Consider the following 18,851-nt stretch of genomic DNA (forward strand, 5'->3'; position numbering starts at 1 on the left):
AGGAACCCACTCCATCCGCCACCTGAGCAGTGAAAGGAGTCGACACCCATTGTCCACCAGGAAGCGTCCGCACTCGCCCGAGTGCGAGCTACGCGCCGACGACCGTTCGACGTGCGACGGCCGGGAAGAGGTCGTCCTCGTCGGGTGCGACGGTACGGAACAGCGCCTCTGCCCGGCTCACGCCGCCGCACTCTGGCTCACCGACCCGGCCCTCCGCTTCAGCGCCAAAACGCGCCCCCAGGCCGTCGCCGCGGTCATGGGCCAGGCGTTCGGAGGCTCCCGATGAACGAGCCCACGAGCCTCCCGTCCGCCGTCTCCGCCCTCCTCGAACGCGCCGGCGCACCCGGCTTCGACGCCTGGCGCCGCAACATCGCCAGCCTCAACGGCTGCACCAACCCCATCCATCTCGTCGGTGAGTCCACCGTCTTCGACACGACGACGGGTCACGCCCTGCACAGCCACTCGTCCGGTGAGTACGGTGGCCGGCTCCTCGTCGCGTGCGGCAACCGGCGCGCCGCCGTCTGCCCGGCCTGCGCCCGCCTCTACCGGGCCGACACCTACCACCTGATCCGCGCCGGACTCCTCGGCGGCAAGGGAGTCCCCGAGACTGCCAGCGGCCACCCTCAGGTGTTCGCCACCCTCACCGCCCCCGGCTTCGGCCCGGTCCACACCCGCCGCGAGCGGAACGGCGCGGTCATCGCCTGCCGCCCCCGCTCGTCCAGGGAGCGCTGCCCGCACGGTCTTCCCGTCGGCTGTCACGTCCGTCACGACCGTACGGACCTCCGGCTCGGCGAACCGCTCTGCCCCCGCTGCTACGACTACGCCGGCGCCGTCCTCTGGCAATCCCGCGCCGGTCACCTCTGGCACCGCTTCACCATCGAGCTGAGGCGGGAACTAGCCCGTCGAGCCCACCTCACCCGCGCCGAGTTCGCCCAGACGACCCGGCTCTCCTACGCCAAGGTCGCCGAGTACCAACGACGCGGGCTGATCCATTTCCACGCCACCATCCGCCTCGACGGACCCGACGGCCCCAACACCGCTCCACCCGACTGGGCCACCGTCGACCTCCTCACCTCCGCCGTACGAACCGCGGCCGGGAGCGTACGACTCCGCGCCCCCGGCACCGACGTCATCGGCCTCCGCACCCTCCGTTTCGGGGCTCAGGTCGACGTCCGGCCCGTCACCGCACACGGCGCGGTCGCCGCGTACATCGCCAAGTACGCCACCAAGGGCGCCGAGACGGCCGGCGCGGTCGACACCCGCGTCCGTGCGACCACGGACCTCGCCCTGCTCCCGGTACGCGCCCACGTACTCCGCATGATCGCCACCTGCTGGTGGCTCGGCGCACTCCCACCCTTCGCACCCCTCGAACTACGCCGCTGGGCCCACATGCTCGGCTACCGCGGCCACTTCTCCACCAAGTCCCGCCGCTACTCCACCACCCTGACCGCACTCCGTACCGCCCGAACCAACCACCGGGCACACCAACGCCGTCAGACCCTGGGCATCGCCAACCGCCCCACGACCACCGTCAGCCACTGGCGCTACGCCGGCCGCGGCCACTCCCCTGAAGCCGCCTTCATCGCCCACCGCGTGGAAGGAGGGGACACCCCATGACCGTTATCACCCGCAGGTGGCACACCACGGCCGAGGTCGCCGCCATGCTCGGCTTCGGCCTCTCCAAGACGAAGACCCTCGTCCTCACCGGGCAGATCCGCTCCGTCAAGGTCGGCCGCAACCGCCGCATCCTCCCGGCCTGGGTCGACGGCTACGTCCAACGCGTCGCCGCCGACGCCGAGGAGGTGCCCGCATGACCGGCAAGCGCAGCAACGGCGAAGGCTCCATCTACCCGTACCGAAACACCTTCGCCGCCTACGTCTGGGTCACCCGGCCCGACGGCACCAAGGGGCGCAAGTACGTCTACGGCAAGACCCGCGACGAGGTCCACGACAAGTGGATCAAACTCCACGCCGAGTCCAAGAAGGGCCCGGTCGCCACCTCCACGCCCACCCTCGCCGCGTACCTGGAGCGGTGGCTCAAGGACATCGTGGAGCCCGACCTCAAGCCCAAGACCGCCGAGACGTACGCCATGCACGTCCGTCTCTACGTCACGCCGCACCTGGGCTCCAAGCGGCTCGACAAACTGACCGTCCGTGACGTCCGGAGCTGGGTGAACACCCTGCTGGCGCAGTGCCAGTGCTGCGCCCAGGGCAAGGACGCCCGACGGCCGGAGACACACAGGAACCCCCGGCAGCGGCGCCGCTGCTGCACAGTCGGCCGGTGCTGCGGGCAGATCGCCTCCCGACGCACCGTGCAGGACGCCAGGGCGGTGCTGCGGTCGGCGCTCAGCAACGCCGTGGCCGAGGAGCTGATCTCGAAGAACGTGGCCGCTCTCGTCAAGGTCCGGTCCGCGCGCCGGACACGGCGCAAGCCGTGGTCCGTGGAGGAGGCGCGGCAGTTCCTGGAATCCGCCCGTGCGGCGGGCGATCCGCTCTACCCGGCGTGCGTCCTCATCCTCGTACTCGGCTTCCGGCGCGGCGAGGTGCTGGGGCTCACCTGGTCGAACGTCGACCTCGAAGCCGGTGAGGTCACGGTGGAGAAGCAACTCCAGCGCATCAGGCGCCAACTGGTGCACGACGAGGCGAAGACCGACGCGTCGATGGCCACGCTCCCTCTGCCGCAGATCGCCCACACCGCCTTGCAGCTACGGCACAAGGCTCAGGCAGCGGCCCGCGAGGCAGCCGGCGACCAGTGGTCGGGCTCGGACTTCGTCGTCACCACCCGTTGGGGGACGCCCGTCGAACCGCGCAACTTCAACCGGTCGTTCGCGGACCGCTGCGCCCGCGCCGATGTCCGTACGATCCGGCTCCACGACACCCGGCACACCTGCGGCTCGCTCCTCGCCGCGCTGGACGTGCACCCGAGGATCGCGATGCAGATCCTCCGGCACAGCAAGATCGCGGTGACGATGGAGGTGTACACGCACGTGCCGTCGGAGGAGACCCGCAAGGCACTCCTGCGGCTGGGCCGGCACCTGGGCGCGCAAGATCCGGAGTAGTTGCTGTACTTCACTGCTGTACAACGCCACAGAGCCTCCGCCGGATCTCTCTGACGGAGGCTCTGAGCTGTTGTGGACCTGTGGGGATTTGAACCCCAGACCCCCTCGATGCGAACGAGGTGCGCTACCAGACTGCGCCACAGGCCCTTGCAACGAGTGAAACTCTAGCATCCCGATCGGGGTGCTCGGAAATCCGCTCCTGTGCTGGTCGGGGGCGGCTCCGCCCCGCGGCCTGGGGCGGAGTCGATCACTCGTTGGCGGCGCGGGGACGGTCCTCGTCGGCGTACTGGTCGAAGAGGGGGGTGCGGCCCCGGTCGCGGGTCGCGCGGCGGGGCTGGGGCTGCTGGCGCTGTGGCGGAGTCTCGCTGCGGGGCGGGTCCGCGGCGGAGGAGCGGGCCGAGCTCCAGGTGTCCGGGTCGTTCATGTCGATGCCGCTCGTGGCGCGCGGGGCGACCGGGGCCGTCACGTACGTGGGCAGGGGGACGGGGACCGGGTCCCAACTGTCGCCCGTCGCCGGGCCGCGGTCGCGCTGCTGGTCGACCCACTCCGCGTGGTCCGTCTGCTCGACGAGGGCGCGGCGGCCCGCCTCCTGGGGCGAGAGCGGCGCCGGCTCGGGCTCGGGGTGGGGCTCCGGGGCCTCGCCGGGCTCGGCGGCGGGCGCCGGGGCGGGGGGCGAGGGCTGGCGGCGGCCGTGCCGGACGTGGCGGGTCTCGCGCAGGCGCTGCGCAGCCGCCTCCGCGCGCCGGCGGTCCATGACGACGACGAAGCGGCGCCGCTCCTGGGTGCGGAGGTAGCCGATGTACAGGCTGAGGAGCACCGCGGGGGCGGCCGGCGCCCACAGGAAGCCGGTGCCGCCGACCGCGGCGACGACCGCGCCCGCCGTGAACGCCACGAAGAGCAGCACGGTCGTCCGCCGGCGCCGGGCCAGCACCTTGCTGCGCCGGGCGCGCTCGGCCGCCGCGCCGCTGGGGCGCTGCCGGGGTCGGCGGGGCTGCCGGGGCGGTTCGGGCGCTTGCGCCGGCGCCTGCACCGGGTCCGGAGGCGTGGTCCGGACCTCGGTGCGGGGCGCGGCGAAGGCCCGGACGTCCACGGTGCTCAAGGGCTCCGTGACGGCATCCGGGTGGACGTCGGACTCGGGCTGCTCCGGGGTGCGGTCCCGCAGCTCCTTGGCGTATCGGCGCTCCATCGCCTCGCGTCCGGACAGCAGCCGGATGGCGGTGGAGAAGCGTTCCGTCGGTCGAGCCTCGTTTAGCTCGTCCTGCCTGCGGAGCCACATCGGCACCAAGTAGGCGGCCCAGGCCCCGACGATGACTGCGTAGATGAGGCCGCTGCTGCTCACGGTCACACCGTAGAGGGATTCTTGCAAGGGCATCCGCCAATTGGCCCGGTGTGTCGCACGATCCCGCTGATATGACGGGCTTTTCTTGCGATTGTTTGGATCATCACATCGTCAATGGCGGTCGATTTCGAACACATATTTTATTTACCGGGTTCCTTGAGGGCCCTGTGGTGCCTGCGGTCGGGCCCGTTGCCAGCGGCGGAGCAGCCCCTCGGGCACTTCCTCGGCCGTCAGTGCGAACACGAGGTGGTCCCGCCAGGCGCCGTCGATGTGGAGATAACGTGGACGAATCCCCTCTTCCCTGAATCCCAGTTTCTCCACCACCCTGCGGCTCGGCCCGTTCTCGGGGCGAATGCAGACTTCCATCCGGTGCAGTCCGACGGTGCGGAAGCAGTGGTCCGTGACCAGCGCCACGGCCGTCGGCATCACTCCGCGGCCCGCGACGCCCCGGTCCACCCAGTACCCCACGTGGCCCGAGCACATGGAGCCCCAGGTGATCCCGGCCACCGTCAACTGGCCCACCAGCCGCCCCTGGTACTCGATCACGAAGGGGAGCATGCGGCCCGCGTTCGCCTCGGCCCGCAGGTGGCGGACCATCTGGCGGTACGTCGGACGCTGCGCCGGCGGGGCGCCGGGCGCGGGCGGCGGGACGGTGGCCTCCCAGGGGCGCAGCCAGTCGCGGTTGCGCCGGTTGACCTCGCGCCAGGTGCGTTGGTCGCGCAGCCTTATCGGACGGAGGACCACGTCGCCGTCCGCCAGTACGACCGGCCAGGGCGCGTTCAGCTCGTACTCCCAGAAGGTCTGGTCTCCCGACGGTCGTCGGGACCGGGTGGGGGCGCGGGGTGGTCACCGCCCCTGATCTGGTCGACCGCGTGCGACAGCAGCCGTTCCAGCACGGCCAGACCGTCCCGTACGCCACCGGGGGAACCGGGAAGGTTCACGACCAGCGTACGACCGGCGACGCCCGCGAGTCCCCGGGAGAGCGCCGCCGTGGGGACCTTCCCGGCGCCGAAGGCGCGGATCGCCTCGGGGATGCCGGGGACCTCGTAGTCCAGTACGGCGCGGGTCTCCTCGGGGGTGCGGTCCGTGGGCGAGAGGCCGGTGCCCCCGGTGGTGACGACCACGTCGTACGCGGCGGCCACGCCCTCGCGCAGCGCACGGCCGACCGGGGCGCCGTCCGGCACCACCACCGGGCCGTCGACGGTGCAGCCCAGCGCGGTGAGGCCGGTGACGAGCAGGGGGCCGCCGCGGTCCTCGTACACCCCGGTGGACGCCCGGTTGGACGCCGTGATCACCAGGGCGCGGACCTCCGGGGGGTGTCCTTGGCCCTCGGGGGCTTCCGAAGCCCTGGCCTGGGGGTGGGCGTGGCTGTGGACCTCGCCGCCGCGGCTCACGACCGGCTCCAGTCGCCGGACTTGCCGCCCGTCTTCTCCTCCACGCGCACGTCGGTGATCACCGCGGCCTTGTCGACCGCCTTCACCATGTCCACGACGGTGAGCGCGGCCACCGTCACGGCGGTGAGCGCCTCCATCTCGACGCCGGTGCGGTCGGTCGTCCTGACCGTGGCCGCGAGCTCCACGGCGTCGTCGGCGACCGTCAGGTCCACCGTCACCCCGGAGAGCGCCAGCGGGTGGCAGAGCGGGATCAGCTCCGGGGTGCGCTTGGCCCCCATGATCCCGGCGATCCGGGCGGTCGCGAGGGCGTCGCCCTTCGGCACGCCCTCGCCGCGCAGCAGCTCGACGACGCGCGGCGCGACCAGGACCCGGCCGCTGGCGCGGGCGGTCCGCGCCGTGACGTCCTTCCCGGAGACGTCGACCATGCGGGCCGCGCCGGCCGCGTCGACGTGCGTCAGCCGGCTGCCGCCGTCAGTGCTCATTGGATGCTCATTCGGTCGTCGCCGCTCCCGGGCCTGGCAGGTCCGTACGGGCCACGGGCCTGCGTGCGCAGACACCGTACCGCCAAGCGCAGCCCGCACCGTCCAGCGGAGACCCCTGCTGACGGGCGAAGACCCGTGCCGTCAGGCCGAGATCCGTACGCGTCGGGCGGTGGGCGTCACCCGAGGAGGACCACCTCCAGCTCCGTGCCCGGCTCGACCGCGGTGTCGGCCTCGGGCACCACGATCAGGCAGTCGGCGTGCGCGAGGGCGGCGACCAGGTGGGAGCCGGCTCCGCCGACCGGGGTGACCGTGCCCGCGTCGGGGTCGTGGGTGCCCCGCAGGAACTGGCGGCGGTCCGCCGGCGAGCGCAGCGCCGCGTCCGCCTTGAGCACGGCGCGCACCCAGGGCCGGTGGACGTCCGTCATCCCCATGAGCGTCCGGATCGCGGGGCGCACGAACAGCTCGAAGGAGACGTACGAGGAGACGGGATTGCCGGGCAGGGCCAGCAGCGGGGTGTGGTCGGGGCCGACGGTGCCGAAGCCCTGCGGCTTGCCGGGCTGCATGGCGAGCTTGCGGAAGTCCACGCCGCTGCCGGGCGTGACCTCGTCCTCCCCCGCGTCCGCCTCGCCGACCCCCGCCAGGGCCTCCTTGACCACGTCGTACGCCCCGACGCTGACGCCGCCCGTGGTGACCACCAGATCGGCGCGGATGAGCTGGTCCTCGATGGTGGCGCGCAGCACGTCCGCGTCGTCGGTGACCGCGCCGACCCGGTACGCCAGGGCTCCGGCGTCCCGCGCGGCGGCGGCCAGCGCGAAGCTGTTCGAGTCGTAGATCTGGCCCTCGCCGAGGGCTTCGCCGGGCTGGACCAGCTCGCTGCCCGTGGACAGCACGACCACGCGCGGGCGCGGGCGGACCCGGACGGCGCCCCGGCCGATGGCCGCGAGCAGCCCGATCTGCGGCGGGCCGAGCACGGTGCCGCGGGCGAGCGCCAGGTCGCCCGCCTGGACGTCGCTGCCGCGCGAGCGCACGTGCGCGCCCGGCTCGACCGCGCGGTGCACGCGGACCTCGCCGCCGGCTCCCTCGGGCGCCTCCCCCGCGGGCAGCATCGTGGTGGCCGGGCCGCCGCCCGTGCCCCCGTCCGTCCACTCGACGGGGACGACGGCCTCGGCGCCCGGCGGCAGCGGGGCGCCGGTCATGATCCGCGCGGCCTGACCCGGACCGACGGCGGGCGGTGCGGCGCCGCCGGCCGCGACGTCCCCGACGACGGTGAGGACGGCGGGGAACTCCTCGCTCGCGCCGGCCACGTCCGCCACGCGCACCGCGTACCCGTCCATCGAGCTGTTGTCGAAGGGCGGCAGGGCGACGGGGACGGTGACGTCCTCGACCAGGACGCAGCCTTGGGCGTCGGGCAGCTGCAACTCGATGGGATCGAGCGGTCGCACGGCCGTGAGGACGTCCTCCAGGTGGTCGTCGACCGACCAGATCCTGCTGCTCACTGCTGCATCTCCTCGGTGACGTAGTGGCGGAGCCAGTCGCGGAACTCCGGTCCCAGGTCTTCACGTTCGCACGCGAGTCTGACAATGGCCCGCAGGTAGTCCCCGCGGTCGCCGGTGTCGTACCGCCGGCCCTGGAAGACGACGCCGTGGACGGGGCCGCCGATCGACTCGTCGGCGGCGAGCTTGGCGATCGCGTCGGTCAGCTGGATCTCGCCGCCGCGGCCGGGCGCGGTCTCGCGGAGTATCGCGAAGACCGCGGGGTCCAGGACGTACCGGCCGATGACGGCGAGGTTGCTCGGCGCCTCGGCCGGCTCGGGCTTCTCGACGAGTTCGGTGACCCGTACGACGTCGCCCTCGCCGGTGGGCACGACCGCGGCGCAGCCGTACTGGTGGATCTGGGCGGGCTCGACCTCCATGAGGGCGACGACGCTGCCGCCCTCGCGCTCCTGGATCTCGACCATGCGCGACAGCAGCGGGTCGCGCGGGTCGATCAGGTCGTCGCCGAGGAGGACAGCGAAGGGCTGGTCGCCGACGTGCGGGGCGGCGCACAGGACGGCGTGGCCGAGGCCGCGCGGGTCGCCCTGGCGCACGTAGTGCATGGTGGCCAGGTCGCTGGACTCCTGGACCTTCTTCAGCCGCGGCTCGTCCCCCTTGCGGGAGAGCGCCTCCTCCAGTTCGTAGTTGCGGTCGAAGTGGTCCTCAAGGGGGCGCTTGTTGCGTCCGGTGATCATGAGTACGTCGGAGAGCCCGGCGTCGACCGCCTCTTCGACGACGTACTGGATCGCCGGTTTGTCGACGACAGGCAGCATCTCCTTGGGAGTGGCTTTGGTGGCAGGCAGGAAGCGCGTACCGAGGCCGGCGGCGGGGATGACCGCCTTGCTGATCCTGGGGTTCGACTGAGTCATGCTCGGCACAATATCCGGTGGATATGCGGAGGAGAGATGGTGCGAAGTCAGGGCGAAAGCAAGGGAAAGATGCGGAGAAAGTCGGGAGAAGTTGTGCATTCCCTCGGGATTTCCCGGGCAGGGCGGGGGTGACGGCGGCGATGGACGACGAACGCTCACAAGGCGCGGCGCAGGGGCGGGGCGGCGGGGCCGAGGGGGGCGACCGGCCCGCGGGAGGGCTGGCCGCCGCGAAGCGCTCCGTACGGCGTGACCTGCTGGACGCCCGCGCCGCGCTGTCGCCCGACGACGTCCGGCAGGCCGCCGAAGCCATCACCCGGCACGCCCTCTCCCTCCCGGAACTGACCGGCGCCCGCACCCTCGCCGCGTACGTCTCCGTGGGGCGCGAGCCGGGCACGCGCGCGCTCCTCGACGCGCTACGCGCCCGGGGCGTACGCGTGCTGCTTCCGGTCTTGCTGGCCGACGACGACCTGGACTGGGGCGTGTACGAGGGCGCCGAGCAGTTGGTGCGCGCCGGGCGGGGGCTGCTGGAGCCGGCGGGGCCGCGGCTCGGACCCGATGCCGTACGGGAGGCGGACGCCGTACTGCTGCCCGGGCTGGCCGTGGACGCGCGCGGGATGCGCCTGGGGCGCGGCGGCGGCTCGTACGACCGGGTGCTCGCCCGGCTCGCGACCTCCGCGGCGGTGCCGCCGCTGATCGTGCTGCTGTACGCGAACGAGGTGGTCGCGCACCTTCCGGAGGAGGCGCACGACCACCCCGTGCACGCGGTGGTCACACCGGACGGCGTCCGGCGCTTCTGATCGTGATCCGGCCGTCAGACGCGCTCAGGTCGTGTCTGACGGCCCGTGCTCAGCCCGTCGCCGGGGTGAGGGTGAGCGTGTCGACGGTGTTCTTCTGCACCGCGTCCGGAGTGAAGGACCAGTCGAGCAGCTCGCCCTTGGCCCACTTGTCCGTCTGATCGGTGTAGTGCGCGCTGTAGGCGTGGCCGGAGGCGCCGGAGAGGTTGATCCAGCGCGACCGGTCCCAGTCGCCGACGTTCACGACCATCCGCATCGACGGCACCCACACCACGTCGTAGCCCGCCGCGGCGTTCCAGCCGGTGGCGTTCACCGTGGCCTCGCCGCCGGCAAGGTTCCACGGACCGCGGTTGAGCAGGTACTTGACGACGCCGGGGCCCTTGGTGCCCAGGGTCTGGTTCTTCAGCTGCAACTGGTGCAGCCGGCCCCAGCTCCAGCTGTCGATGTCCTTGCCCATCTCGGCCGTGAGCTCCCAGCGGGCGTCCTCCATGGCGCGGGCGAAGAGTTCGTCGCGGGTGTCGGTCGCCTTGTCCGTACGGCTGCGGGGCGACTGCCACCAGGGGTTGTCCTCGTCGTCCACGATCGAGCGGACCACCTCGAACCAGCGGTCGCCGCCGTCCGGCTGCGCCGAGTCCGCGTCGCGCGTACCGCACTCCTCGACCGGCTCGATCTGGTCGGCCGGGGCGTTGCTGCCGGCCGGGCGGACGAAGAGGCAGTCGCCCTTGACGCGCAGTTCCTTGGGGAGCTTGTTGCCGAAGGCGAGCTTGAGGATGTTGCGCCACACGGCGTTGAAGTACGCGGCGGCTGCGGAGTCCGGCTCCTGGCTGTAGTCCCAGCCCTCCAGCAGCTTCTGGGCCTCGCGGATGTTCGGGTCCGAGATGTTGATCTTCATGAGGGTGGGCGTCAGCAGCTTGGCGATCTCGCTCTTGTTGTCCGTCTGCATCGTGCGCATGTCCTCGGTGGAGATCTTCCCCCCGTCCTTGATCTTCTGCTCGATCATGTCGTTGATGCGCTGGCTGCGGGCGCCGTAGCCCCAGTCCACGGTGAGGTCGTGCTTGTACGAGTCGTCGATCACGGCCTGGTTCGCGGTGACGATGTAGCCGCGCTCGGGGTCCTCCTCGTACGGCATCTCCTCGAAGGGGATGTAGCCGTCCCACTTGTACGCCGGGTCCCAGCCGGGCGCGGGCTTGTCGCCCTTGCCCTTCGCGCGGACCGGGATCTTGCCGGGGGCCTGGTAGCCGATCTTGCCGTCGGCGTCCGCGTAGATCAGGTTCTGCGACGGCACCTCGAACTTGCGGGCGGCCTTGCGGAAGGAGTCGAAGTCGTCGGCGCGGTTCAGCCCGAAGACGGCGTCCATGCTGTTGCCCGGCTGCAGCGCGGTCCACTGGAGGGACACGCCGTAACCGGTGGCGCGGTCCGGGGCGGAGTTCGGGACCTGGGCCTGCTGGCCGACCTTCTCCAGCTCGGTGCTCCGGTCGGAGACGAGGGGGCCCCGGTCGGTGGAGCGCACCGTGATCGTCTTGCTCTTGCCGCCGGCGACCTTGATGACCTCTTCGGTCACCGTCAGCGGCTTCTGCTTGCCGTCGTAGGTGTAGCTGTCGCCGGAGATCTTCTCCAGGTAGAGGTCCGTGACGTCCGCGCCCATGTTGGTCAGGCCCCAGGCGACGTCCTGGTTGTGTCCGATGATCACGCCGGGCATGCCGGAGAAGGTGTAACCGGCGGTGTCGAACGAGCAGGAGTCGGACTTCTCGCGGCAGTGAAGGCCCATCTGGTACCAGAGCGAGGGCAGCTGCGGCGCGAGGTGCGGGTCGTTGGCCAGCAGGGGCTTCTCGGTGGTCGTGTGCTTGCCGGAGACGACCCAGGAGTTGGAGCCGATGCCGCTGCCGTTCGGGCCGAGCAGGGCGGGGAGCGCGTCCAGGTTGTCGGAGAGGGAGGAGAGCTGCGTGTTCAGGCCCTCGATGGCGTCGGAGGAGTTGGTGCCGCCGGTGAATCCCTCGTTGTTCGCGCCGCTGTTGGACGAGATGCCGTCGTTGTTGTTCCCGTTGCCGCTGTTGCCGCTGTCGCTGTCGCGGGAGGGCTCTGCCTTCAGGTCGAAGCGACTGTCGGACTCGTCGACCGCGCCCCGGTCGACGATCGGCCGGTTCCGGTCGAACGGGTACTTCGGGTACAGCTGCTGGATCTGCTCCTGGGACAGCCGGCTGGTCATCAGCGAACGGTCGATCTCGTCCTGCATGTTGCCGCGCAGGTCCCACGCCATCGCCTTGAGCCAGGCCACCGAGTCCACCGGCGTCCACGGCTCCGGCTTGTAGTCGCCGTTCACGAACCCGAGGGCCGCGTACTCGACCGAGAGCTCCTTGCCCGACCTGTCCTTGAGGTACGCGTTGACGCCCGCCGCGTACGAGTCCAGGTACTTCTTCGTCTCGGCCGAGAGCTTCTGGTCGTACTCCTGCTGCGCGATCTTGCGCCAGCCCAGGGTGCGGAGGAAGGCGTCCGTCTCGACCTGGTCCTTGCCGAACATCTCGGAGAGGCGGCCCGCGGTCATGTGCCGGCGTACGTCCATCTCCCAGAAGCGGTCCTGCGCGTGGACGAAGCCCTGGGCACGGAAGAGGTCCTCGTCGCTGTCGGCGTACAGCTGCGGGATTCCGTAGTCGTCCCGCTTGACCTCGACCTTGCCCTTGAGCCCGTCGATCTTTATCTCGCCGGTCGTCTGCGGGAAGGAGGCGCGGACCGCGTCGACGCCCCAGTAGCCGCCGTAGCCGACGCCCCCGAGGAGAGCCAGCACCAGGAGGATCACGATCAGACGACCGCGTCGCCCCTTCTTCTTCTTGGGGGAAGAGGCCGTTGTGTTGGAGGGCATCGCTGTCCTTCGAGGCGCAAGCTGGTCCTGGGGTGCTGGAGCAACCATAGGCGCAGCTGCGGCCTCGCCCGGACGCGGTATCCACAAGCACCCCGCCAGAGCGTCACCTTGCGTCCCATTCACGACAGTTGGGTACCCGGACCTCGAAGCTTCGCCCCCGGCGTCAAGGAAACGTTAAAGATTAGGTAAGGTAACGAAGTGTCGCCGCCCGGATTCACCGTCCGGCACGTAGAGGCGCGAGGGGAAGGATCGGCCACTGACTGTCCACGACCTCAACGAGCTCCTGTTCAGCAGCGCGCTCGTGCTGTTGATCGCCGTCGCTGCGGTGCGCATCTCGTCCCGCAGCGGGCTCCCCAGCCTGCTGCTGTACTTGGGCATCGGCGTCGCCATAGGCCAGGACGGCATCTTCAACGTCACGTTCAACAATGCCGAGCTGACGCAAGTGATAGGTTATGCCGCCCTTGTGGTGATTTTGGCCGAAGGTGGCCTTGGCACCAAATGGCAGGAGATCAAACCCGCGTTGCCCGTGGCCGTCGTGCTGTCCACGATCGGCGTCGCGTTCAGCGTGGGCGTCACGGCCGCGGCTGCGCACTACCTGGTCGGACTGGAGTGGCGACAGGCGCTGATCATCGGCGCCGTGGTCTCGTCGACGGACGCGGCGGCGGTCTTCTCCGTCCTGCGCAGGGTCCCGCTGCCGTCCCGGGTCACCGGCGTCCTGGAAGCAGAGTCCGGCTTCAACGACGCCCCCGTCGTCATCCTCGTCGTCGCCTTCTCGACGGCCGGCCCGGTCGACGACTGGTACGTGCTCGTCGGGAAGATAGCGCTGGAGCTGGCGATCGGCGCGGGCATCGGTCTGGGCATCGGCTTCCTCGGCGCCCTCGGGCTGCGACACGTGGCGCTGCCGGCCTCCGGGCTCTACCCGATCGCCGTGATGGCGATCGCGGTGATCGCGTACGCGGCCGGCGCCATGGCCCATGGCAGCGGCTTCCTCGCCGTCTATCTGGCCGCGGTCGTGCTCGGGAACTCCAAGCTGCCGCACGCCCCCGCCAGTCGCGGCTTCGCCGAAGGGCTGGGATGGCTCGCCCAGATCGGGATGTTCGTCCTGCTGGGGCTGCTGGTGACACCGCACGAGCTGGGCGACGACCTGGTGCCGGCGCTGGTCATCGGACTGGTGCTGACCGTGGTCGCGCGTCCCCTGTCGGTCCTGGTGAGCCTGGTGCCGTTCTCGATCTCCTGGCGGGAACAGGTCCTGCTGTCGTGGGCGGGGCTGCGCGGGGCGGTGCCCATCATCCTGGCCACGATCCCCATGGTGTCCGGGGTGGCCGACAGCACCCGGATCTTCAACATCGTCTTCGTGCTGGTCGTCGTGTACACCCTGGTGCAGGGGCCGACGCTGCCGTGGCTGGCCAAGGCCCTGAAGCTGGGGCCGGGCGCCCCGTCCGACCTGGGCATCGAGTCGGCGCCGCTGGAGCGGCTGCGCGGACACCTGCTCTCCGTCTCCATCCCGGACGAGTCCAAGATGCACGGGGTGGAGGTCGCGGAGCTGCGGCTGCCGGGCGGGGCCGCGGTCACGCTGGTCGTACGGGACGGGAAGAGCTTCGTACCGCTGCCGTCGACCGTGCTCAGGCGCGGGGACGAACTGCTGGTCGTGGCGACGGACCCGGTGCGGGACTCGACGGAGCGACGGCTCAGAGCCGTGGCGCAGGGCGGCAAGCTCGCGGGGTGGCTGGGCACGGCGAGCTGAGACCGGGGCGGCCCTCGGTCCGCCGGGGGTCCGGGTCGGGGCGCGGCGCGCTGATCGGCGTACGGGCAGGTCGCCGTACGGGTGGGTCGGCGTGCGGCGCGGCTGGTCAGCTGGCCCCTGCGTCCGGTTTGGCCGGTTACCATGGCCACACCTGATCGACCACCTCTGCCTGACGCAGAGCTGGCGCGACCGCATGGCGGCCGAGGAGTCCTCGCAGTGGGCCCCGGTATCTACCGCAGTTCCGCGCGAGTGGACAGCTCTCGGCCGGCTCCCGCACCCCGGGGGCCCGCTACCAGGCGGCAGAAAGGCACGGACCGTGGACTCCGCGGTCACCCCGAACCCCGACGGTGCCCCCGAGGCCCCGCGGGGACGCCCCGAGGGGCCTGAGAAGTCGGCGCAGCCGGCCCGCCCCGGATACGGGCAACTGCTGCGCACCCCCGGCGCGTGGACCTTCCTGCTCCCCGGCTTCGCCGCCCGGCAGCCGTTCGCGATGCTGACCATCGGCATCGTGCTGCTCGTCGAGCACACCACCGGCTCGTACGGCAGCGCGGGCGCCGTCGCGGCCGTCACCGGCGTCGCGATGGCGCTGTTCGCGCCGCAGAGCGGGAAGCTCGCCGACCGCTTCGGGCAGCGCGCGGTGCTGCTGCCCGGGGTCGTGGTGCACACGGCCTCGGTCGCCGCCCTGACGGTGCTCGCGCTGAGCGGGGCGCCGCTGTGGGCGCTGTTCGCGGCGGCCGTGCCGACGGGCGCGTCCGTACCGCAGATAGGTCCGATGGTGCGGGCCCGGTGGGCGGCGAAGCTGGACGGCTCGCCCCTGATGTCGACGGCCGCGGCCTTCGAGTCCGTGACGGACGAGTTCACGTTCGTGGTGGGCCCGGTGCTCGCGACCGCGCTGAGCACCGGCGTGCACCCGGCGGCCGGACTGATCGCCGAGGCCGCGCTGACGCTCGTGGGCGGCCTGCTCTTCGCCGCGCAGTACCGCACGCAACCGCCGGTCCTTAAGGGCGGCGCGGGAACAAAGGGTTACGGCGACGGCTCCGCCGCAGGTCACGAGCGTGCGTCCGCGCTCTCCGTACCGGGTGTGCGGGTGCTCGCGGTGGCCTTCTTGGGCATCGGTTCCGTCTTCGGCGGCATGCAGGTCTCCGTGACGGCGTTCAGCGAGGAGATCGGCAATCCGGGCGTCAACGGCGTGCTGTACGGGACCTTCGCGGCGGGCAACATGCTGGCCGGCATCGCGTGCGGCGCCATCGCCTGGAAGAACGGCCCGCTGCGGCGGGTGGTCGTCGGGTACGTCGGGCTCACGCTCACCGCGTCGCTGCTGTGGACCGCGCACTCCGTGGTGCTGCTCGGCGCGCTCGGACTGTTGGTCGGCCTGTGCATCGCGCCCGCGCTGATCGGCGGCTACACCCTGGTGGAGGCGCTGGTGCCGGCGTCGGCGCGGACGGAGGCGTTCACCTGGCTGACGGGCGCCGTGGCGCTGGGGCAGGCCCTCGCCGTGACCGCGGCGGGACAGCTGGCGGATGCGCGCGGGGCGAGCGCCGGGTTCCTGGTGCCGCTGGTGGGGACCGCGTTCGCGCTGGTCACGCTGGTGTCGCTGCGGTCACGGCTCACGCCGTCGGCCGAGGGGCGGATAGCGGCGCGGGGAGCGCGGGGAGCGCGGGGAGCGCGTGGGAAGAATCACCGCCCACAGGTGCCGGTGGACTGATCCGTTGGAATAGGTCACTATAGACCGTCGTTAGCACTCATCGAGTGAGAGTGCCAGGAGGAAGACACGTGCCGACCTACCAGTACCAGTGCACCGAATGCGGCGAGGGCCTTGAGGCGGTGCAGAAGTTCACGGACGACGCCCTGACCGTGTGCCCCAGCTGCGACGGACGCCTGAAGAAGGTGTTCTCCGCGGTCGGCATCGTCTTCAAGGGCTCGGGCTTCTACCGGAACGACAGCCGCGGCTCGTCGTCCAGCAGCTCGCCGGCTTCGTCTTCCGCTTCCTCGTCGAAGGGCTCCGACAAGGCGGCTTCGGGCTCGTCTTCCGACTCGGGGTCCGGTTCCAGCTCCGGTTCCGGTTCCGACAAGGCTTCGGCGGGGACGTCCTCGTCGACGTCGAGCGCCAGCACCTCGGCCGCCTGAGCAACCCACTCGTAGTGCGAAGTACGTAGTACGTTCTTCGCCCCTTCAACGGTCTCGTCCGCACGTCCCCGTCCGTCCTGGACGACGGGGACGTTGGCGTGTCCGGGCCGGGAGGGCCCCGGACGTCCGGGGCCAGGGAGGGGCGGGCGTTCGGGGGGTCTCCTCCGGCACGGCGGCCGTCGATAGTGTGACCGCCATGGCGAATGCGAACGCAGAGATCGGCGTGATCGGCGGCTCGGGACTCTACTCCTTCCTTGAGGACGTCACCGAGGTCCAGGTGGACACCCCCTACGGCAGCCCCAGCGACTCCCTCTTCCTCGGCGAGGTGTCGGGCCGGAGGGTCGCCTTCCTCCCCCGTCACGGACGCAGCCACAGCGTTCCCCCGCACGGGATCAACTACCGAGCCAACCTGTGGGCGCTGCGCTCGGTGGGCGTGCGACAGGTGCTGGCGCCGTGCGCCGTGGGCGGCCTCCGGCCGGACTACGGGCCGGGGACGCTGGTCGTACCGGACCAGCTCGTGGACCGCACGAAGGGGCGGGCCGAGACCTACTTCGACGGGGTGACCCGCGCGGACGGCGTCGTTCCGAACGTCGTCCACACCGGCTTCGCCGACCCTTACTGCCCTGCGGGGCGCGCCGTGGCGATCAAGGCGGCACGGGGGCGGGAGTGGGAGCCGGTCGACGGAGGGACCCTCGTCGTCATAGCGGGACCGCGGTTCTCCACCCGGGCCGAGTCGCAGTGGTACGCGGCGGCGGGCGGGGCGATCGTGGGCATGACCGGGCATCCGGAGGCGGTGCTCGCCCGTGAACTGGAGCTGTGCTACACGGCGTTGGCGCTGGTCACGGACTTGGACGCGGGGGCGGAGACCGGCGACGGCGTCTCGCACACCGAGGTGATGCGGGTCTTCGGCGAGAACGTGGACCGGCTGCGCACGGTGCTCTTCGACGCGGTGGGGGCGCTGCCGGCGGTCGGAGAACGGGACTGCCTCTGCACGCAGGCACACGAGGGCTGGAACCTGGGAATCGACCTTCCCTGAGCTTGGCCGGGGAGGGTTCGGGCCCGTGTGAGTGAGGGGCCGGAACGGGCGAGGGCACTCGTGTGGGTGAGGAAGTTATCCACAGCTGAGTGGTTGTCCACAGGCGTCAGCGGGATTCCGACGACGGGTGGATCGTGAGGTCACGCGGTCGAAGACGGCCGGGACGCAACAGCTCTCACGATCCACACGGCAGGCGGTGCATGACGATGACGACCTTCCCTCCCTCCGCGGGTGCCCCCGGCTCCGGCCGCCCCGGCGCTGCGGCTTCGCTGCGTACGACTTCATCGGGCTCGGGCGCGGGTCCTGGCGCTTGTTCGGGCGCGGGCGCGGGTGCGGGTGCGACGGGTGTGAGCCCGCCCTTCTCCACGGCTCCGGGGCTGCCGCCCTCTCCCGTACCCGAGCCCCGCAGCGTTCCCCCCTTCCCTCCCTTGCGGGTACGGGGCGGCGCGCACCGGCTGCGACGGGCGCTGAGGAGGCGACGGCGCGCGGTGGCGGCCGGGCTCACGGTGGTCGCGGCAGCCGTCGCTGCTTCCGGAGCCCGCGGCTCGGCGGCGTCGGACGATGCTGCGACGGCGGCGGTGCGGGGTGCGTCCCGGGTCGCCGAGGATCCTGGACCCCCGGTGCGCCTGGTGTCCGCTCCGGTGCGGATCGCTGATGCGGCGACGGTGCGGTTGCTACGACCGGGTGACCGGGTCGATGTGATCGCCGCGCCTTCGCCCATGGGGGTCGGTGCCGCCGCCGAGGCAGCGCCGGAGGCCCGGGTCGTGGCGGCCGGGGTACGGGTGGAGTCCGTGCCCGGACGGGGTCTGCGAGGGCCCGGTCCGGACGGCGCGACCGATGCGGACAGTGCTGTCGAGACGGCCGACGGCGACGCGGCCGGCGGGGCGCTCGTGGTGCTGTCGGTGCCCCGGGCCACGGCCGCCGAGTTGGCTGAAGCCGCCGCGAGTTCCCGTTTGGTGGTGGCGGTGTGCTGAGTCCCCGCCCCTTCCTGACTCGTACTGGCGTACCGCCGTTGCGCCTCGTTCCCCTCCTTGATTGGACAGCGCCTCCACCGCGTGCCGTAGGTTGCGGAGCGTTTGACTCCGCATTCCGTGTTCGTGAAGAAAGGCTCAGCGGTGACCGAGAAGAAAGTCAGCCTTCTGGAGGGCTTCAAGGCGTTCCTGATGCGTGGGAACGTGATCGACCTGGCGGTGGCCGTTGTCATCGGCGCGGCGTTCACCCAAGTCGTGAACTCCGTCGTGAAGGGCATCATCAACCCGGTCGTCGGCGCGTTCGGCACCCAGGACCTCGACTCCTACAGCTCCTGCATCAAGGGCACCTGCAAGGTGGTGAACGGAGAGGTCCAGGGCATCCAGATCCTCTGGGGCTCCGTCCTCGGGGCGACGCTGAGCTTCCTCATCACCGCCGCCGTCGTCTACTTCCTCATGGTGCTGCCCATGGCGAAGTACCTGGCCCGCAAGGCTGCCCGGGACGCGGCGAAGGAAGGCACGAAGGAGGTCGTCGAGCTGTCGGAGCTGGAGGTCCTCAAGGAGATCCGGGACGCGCTGGTGGCGCAGTCGCGCGCCGGCGGTGCACCGGGCGGGGCGACGGGCGGCCAGCCTTCCGACCGGCCCTAGGGC

General features: G+C 71.5%; 18 protein-coding genes and 1 tRNA gene. 11 read left to right on the forward strand and 8 right to left on the reverse strand.

Annotated elements, in window-relative coordinates; translation table 11 throughout:
- Window positions 1-49: 49 nt before the first annotated feature.
- The 4 genes from AB0E05_RS25285 to AB0E05_RS25300 are packed head-to-tail and all read left to right on the forward strand — an operon-like array spanning window position 50 to window position 3,058.
- Window positions 50-286 (forward strand): hypothetical protein, encoded by a 237-nt coding sequence (locus tag AB0E05_RS25285; protein ID WP_361967328.1) that lies wholly within the window; start codon window positions 50-52, stop codon window positions 284-286.
- Window positions 283-1,617 (forward strand): replication initiator, encoded by a 1,335-nt coding sequence (locus AB0E05_RS25290; protein WP_361967330.1) that lies wholly within the window; start codon window positions 283-285, stop codon window positions 1,615-1,617. The genes AB0E05_RS25285 and AB0E05_RS25290 overlap by 4 nt, the downstream gene beginning before the upstream one ends.
- Window positions 1,614-1,814 carry a helix-turn-helix domain-containing protein gene (locus tag AB0E05_RS25295; RefSeq protein ID WP_361967332.1) on the forward strand — a complete coding sequence of 67 codons (201 nt, stop codon included), beginning with the start codon at window positions 1,614-1,616 and terminating at the stop codon, window positions 1,812-1,814. Before AB0E05_RS25290 ends, AB0E05_RS25295 begins: the two co-directional genes overlap by 4 nt.
- On the forward strand, window positions 1,811-3,058 hold the full coding sequence (locus tag AB0E05_RS25300) for a site-specific integrase (RefSeq protein WP_361967334.1): 1,248 nt from the start codon (window positions 1,811-1,813) through the stop codon (window positions 3,056-3,058). The genes AB0E05_RS25295 and AB0E05_RS25300 overlap by 4 nt, the downstream gene beginning before the upstream one ends.
- 73 nt (window positions 3,059-3,131) lie before the next feature.
- On the opposite strand, the gene AB0E05_RS25305 is transcribed toward AB0E05_RS25300, so the two are convergent.
- From AB0E05_RS25305 to galU, 7 genes are all read right to left on the reverse strand, one after another.
- Window positions 3,132-3,205: transfer RNA gene (locus AB0E05_RS25305), tRNA-Ala, on the reverse strand.
- Between the two features lie 100 nt (window positions 3,206-3,305).
- Window positions 3,306-4,397: a gephyrin-like molybdotransferase receptor GlpR gene (gene glpR / locus AB0E05_RS25310; protein ID WP_361967336.1), complete on the reverse strand. Its 1,092-nt coding sequence runs from the start codon at window positions 4,395-4,397 to the stop codon at window positions 3,306-3,308.
- Window positions 4,398-4,541: 144 nt separating this feature from the next.
- Complete coding sequence (locus AB0E05_RS25315; protein ID WP_361967416.1) at window positions 4,542-5,180, reverse strand: GNAT family protein; 639 nt, start codon at window positions 5,178-5,180, stop codon at window positions 4,542-4,544.
- Entirely contained in the window at window positions 5,177-5,695 is a 519-nt protein-coding gene (locus AB0E05_RS25320; protein WP_361967418.1) for a MogA/MoaB family molybdenum cofactor biosynthesis protein, read from the reverse strand. The genes AB0E05_RS25315 and AB0E05_RS25320 overlap by 4 nt, the downstream gene beginning before the upstream one ends.
- Before the next feature lie 92 nt (window positions 5,696-5,787).
- Window positions 5,788-6,273 (reverse strand): cyclic pyranopterin monophosphate synthase MoaC, encoded by a 486-nt coding sequence (moaC, locus tag AB0E05_RS25325; RefSeq protein WP_361967338.1) that lies wholly within the window; start codon window positions 6,271-6,273, stop codon window positions 5,788-5,790.
- Between the two features lie 176 nt (window positions 6,274-6,449).
- Window positions 6,450-7,769, reverse strand: a complete 1,320-nt coding sequence (glp, locus tag AB0E05_RS25330) for a gephyrin-like molybdotransferase Glp (RefSeq protein WP_361967340.1) — start codon at window positions 7,767-7,769, stop codon at window positions 6,450-6,452.
- Complete coding sequence (gene galU, locus AB0E05_RS25335) at window positions 7,766-8,674, reverse strand: UTP--glucose-1-phosphate uridylyltransferase GalU (protein WP_361967342.1); 909 nt, start codon at window positions 8,672-8,674, stop codon at window positions 7,766-7,768. The genes glp and galU overlap by 4 nt, the downstream gene beginning before the upstream one ends.
- A gap of 140 nt (window positions 8,675-8,814) precedes the next feature.
- Here galU and AB0E05_RS25340 point away from each other — a divergent pair, with 140 nt between their 5' ends.
- Complete coding sequence (locus AB0E05_RS25340; RefSeq protein WP_361967344.1) at window positions 8,815-9,471, forward strand: 5-formyltetrahydrofolate cyclo-ligase; 657 nt, start codon at window positions 8,815-8,817, stop codon at window positions 9,469-9,471.
- 49 nt (window positions 9,472-9,520) lie between these two features.
- Here the strand turns inward: AB0E05_RS25340 and AB0E05_RS25345 are convergent, their stop codons facing one another.
- Window positions 9,521-12,325 carry a penicillin acylase family protein gene (locus AB0E05_RS25345; protein ID WP_361967346.1) on the reverse strand — a complete coding sequence of 935 codons (2,805 nt, stop codon included), beginning with the start codon at window positions 12,323-12,325 and terminating at the stop codon, window positions 9,521-9,523.
- Window positions 12,326-12,581: 256 nt separating this feature from the next.
- Between AB0E05_RS25345 and AB0E05_RS25350 the strand changes: the two genes are divergently transcribed.
- The 6 genes from AB0E05_RS25350 to mscL all read left to right on the forward strand — a co-directional run bounded on the left by AB0E05_RS25350 (window position 12,582) and on the right by mscL (window position 18,848).
- Window positions 12,582-14,069 (forward strand): potassium/proton antiporter, encoded by a 1,488-nt coding sequence (locus tag AB0E05_RS25350; RefSeq protein WP_361967420.1) that lies wholly within the window; start codon window positions 12,582-12,584, stop codon window positions 14,067-14,069.
- A gap of 424 nt (window positions 14,070-14,493) precedes the next feature.
- Complete coding sequence (locus AB0E05_RS25355) at window positions 14,494-15,774, forward strand: MFS transporter (protein WP_361967422.1); 1,281 nt, start codon at window positions 14,494-14,496, stop codon at window positions 15,772-15,774.
- Window positions 15,775-15,842: 68 nt separating this feature from the next.
- Entirely contained in the window at window positions 15,843-16,196 is a 354-nt protein-coding gene (locus tag AB0E05_RS25360; RefSeq protein WP_361967348.1) for an FmdB family zinc ribbon protein, read from the forward strand.
- A 196-nt stretch (window positions 16,197-16,392) separates the two neighbouring features.
- On the forward strand, window positions 16,393-17,232 hold the full coding sequence (locus AB0E05_RS25365) for an S-methyl-5'-thioadenosine phosphorylase (protein ID WP_361967350.1): 840 nt from the start codon (window positions 16,393-16,395) through the stop codon (window positions 17,230-17,232).
- A gap of 377 nt (window positions 17,233-17,609) precedes the next feature.
- Window positions 17,610-18,206, forward strand: a complete 597-nt coding sequence (locus AB0E05_RS25370) for an RcpC/CpaB family pilus assembly protein (RefSeq protein WP_361967425.1) — start codon at window positions 17,610-17,612, stop codon at window positions 18,204-18,206.
- 141 nt (window positions 18,207-18,347) lie between these two features.
- Window positions 18,348-18,848: a large conductance mechanosensitive channel protein MscL gene (mscL, locus tag AB0E05_RS25375; RefSeq protein ID WP_361967352.1), complete on the forward strand. Its 501-nt coding sequence runs from the start codon at window positions 18,348-18,350 to the stop codon at window positions 18,846-18,848.
- Window positions 18,849-18,851 lie beyond the last annotated feature (3 nt).

It is taken from the genome of Streptomyces sp. NPDC048057 (assembly GCF_040653095.1).
GTDB lineage: Bacteria > Actinomycetota > Actinomycetes > Streptomycetales > Streptomycetaceae > Streptomyces.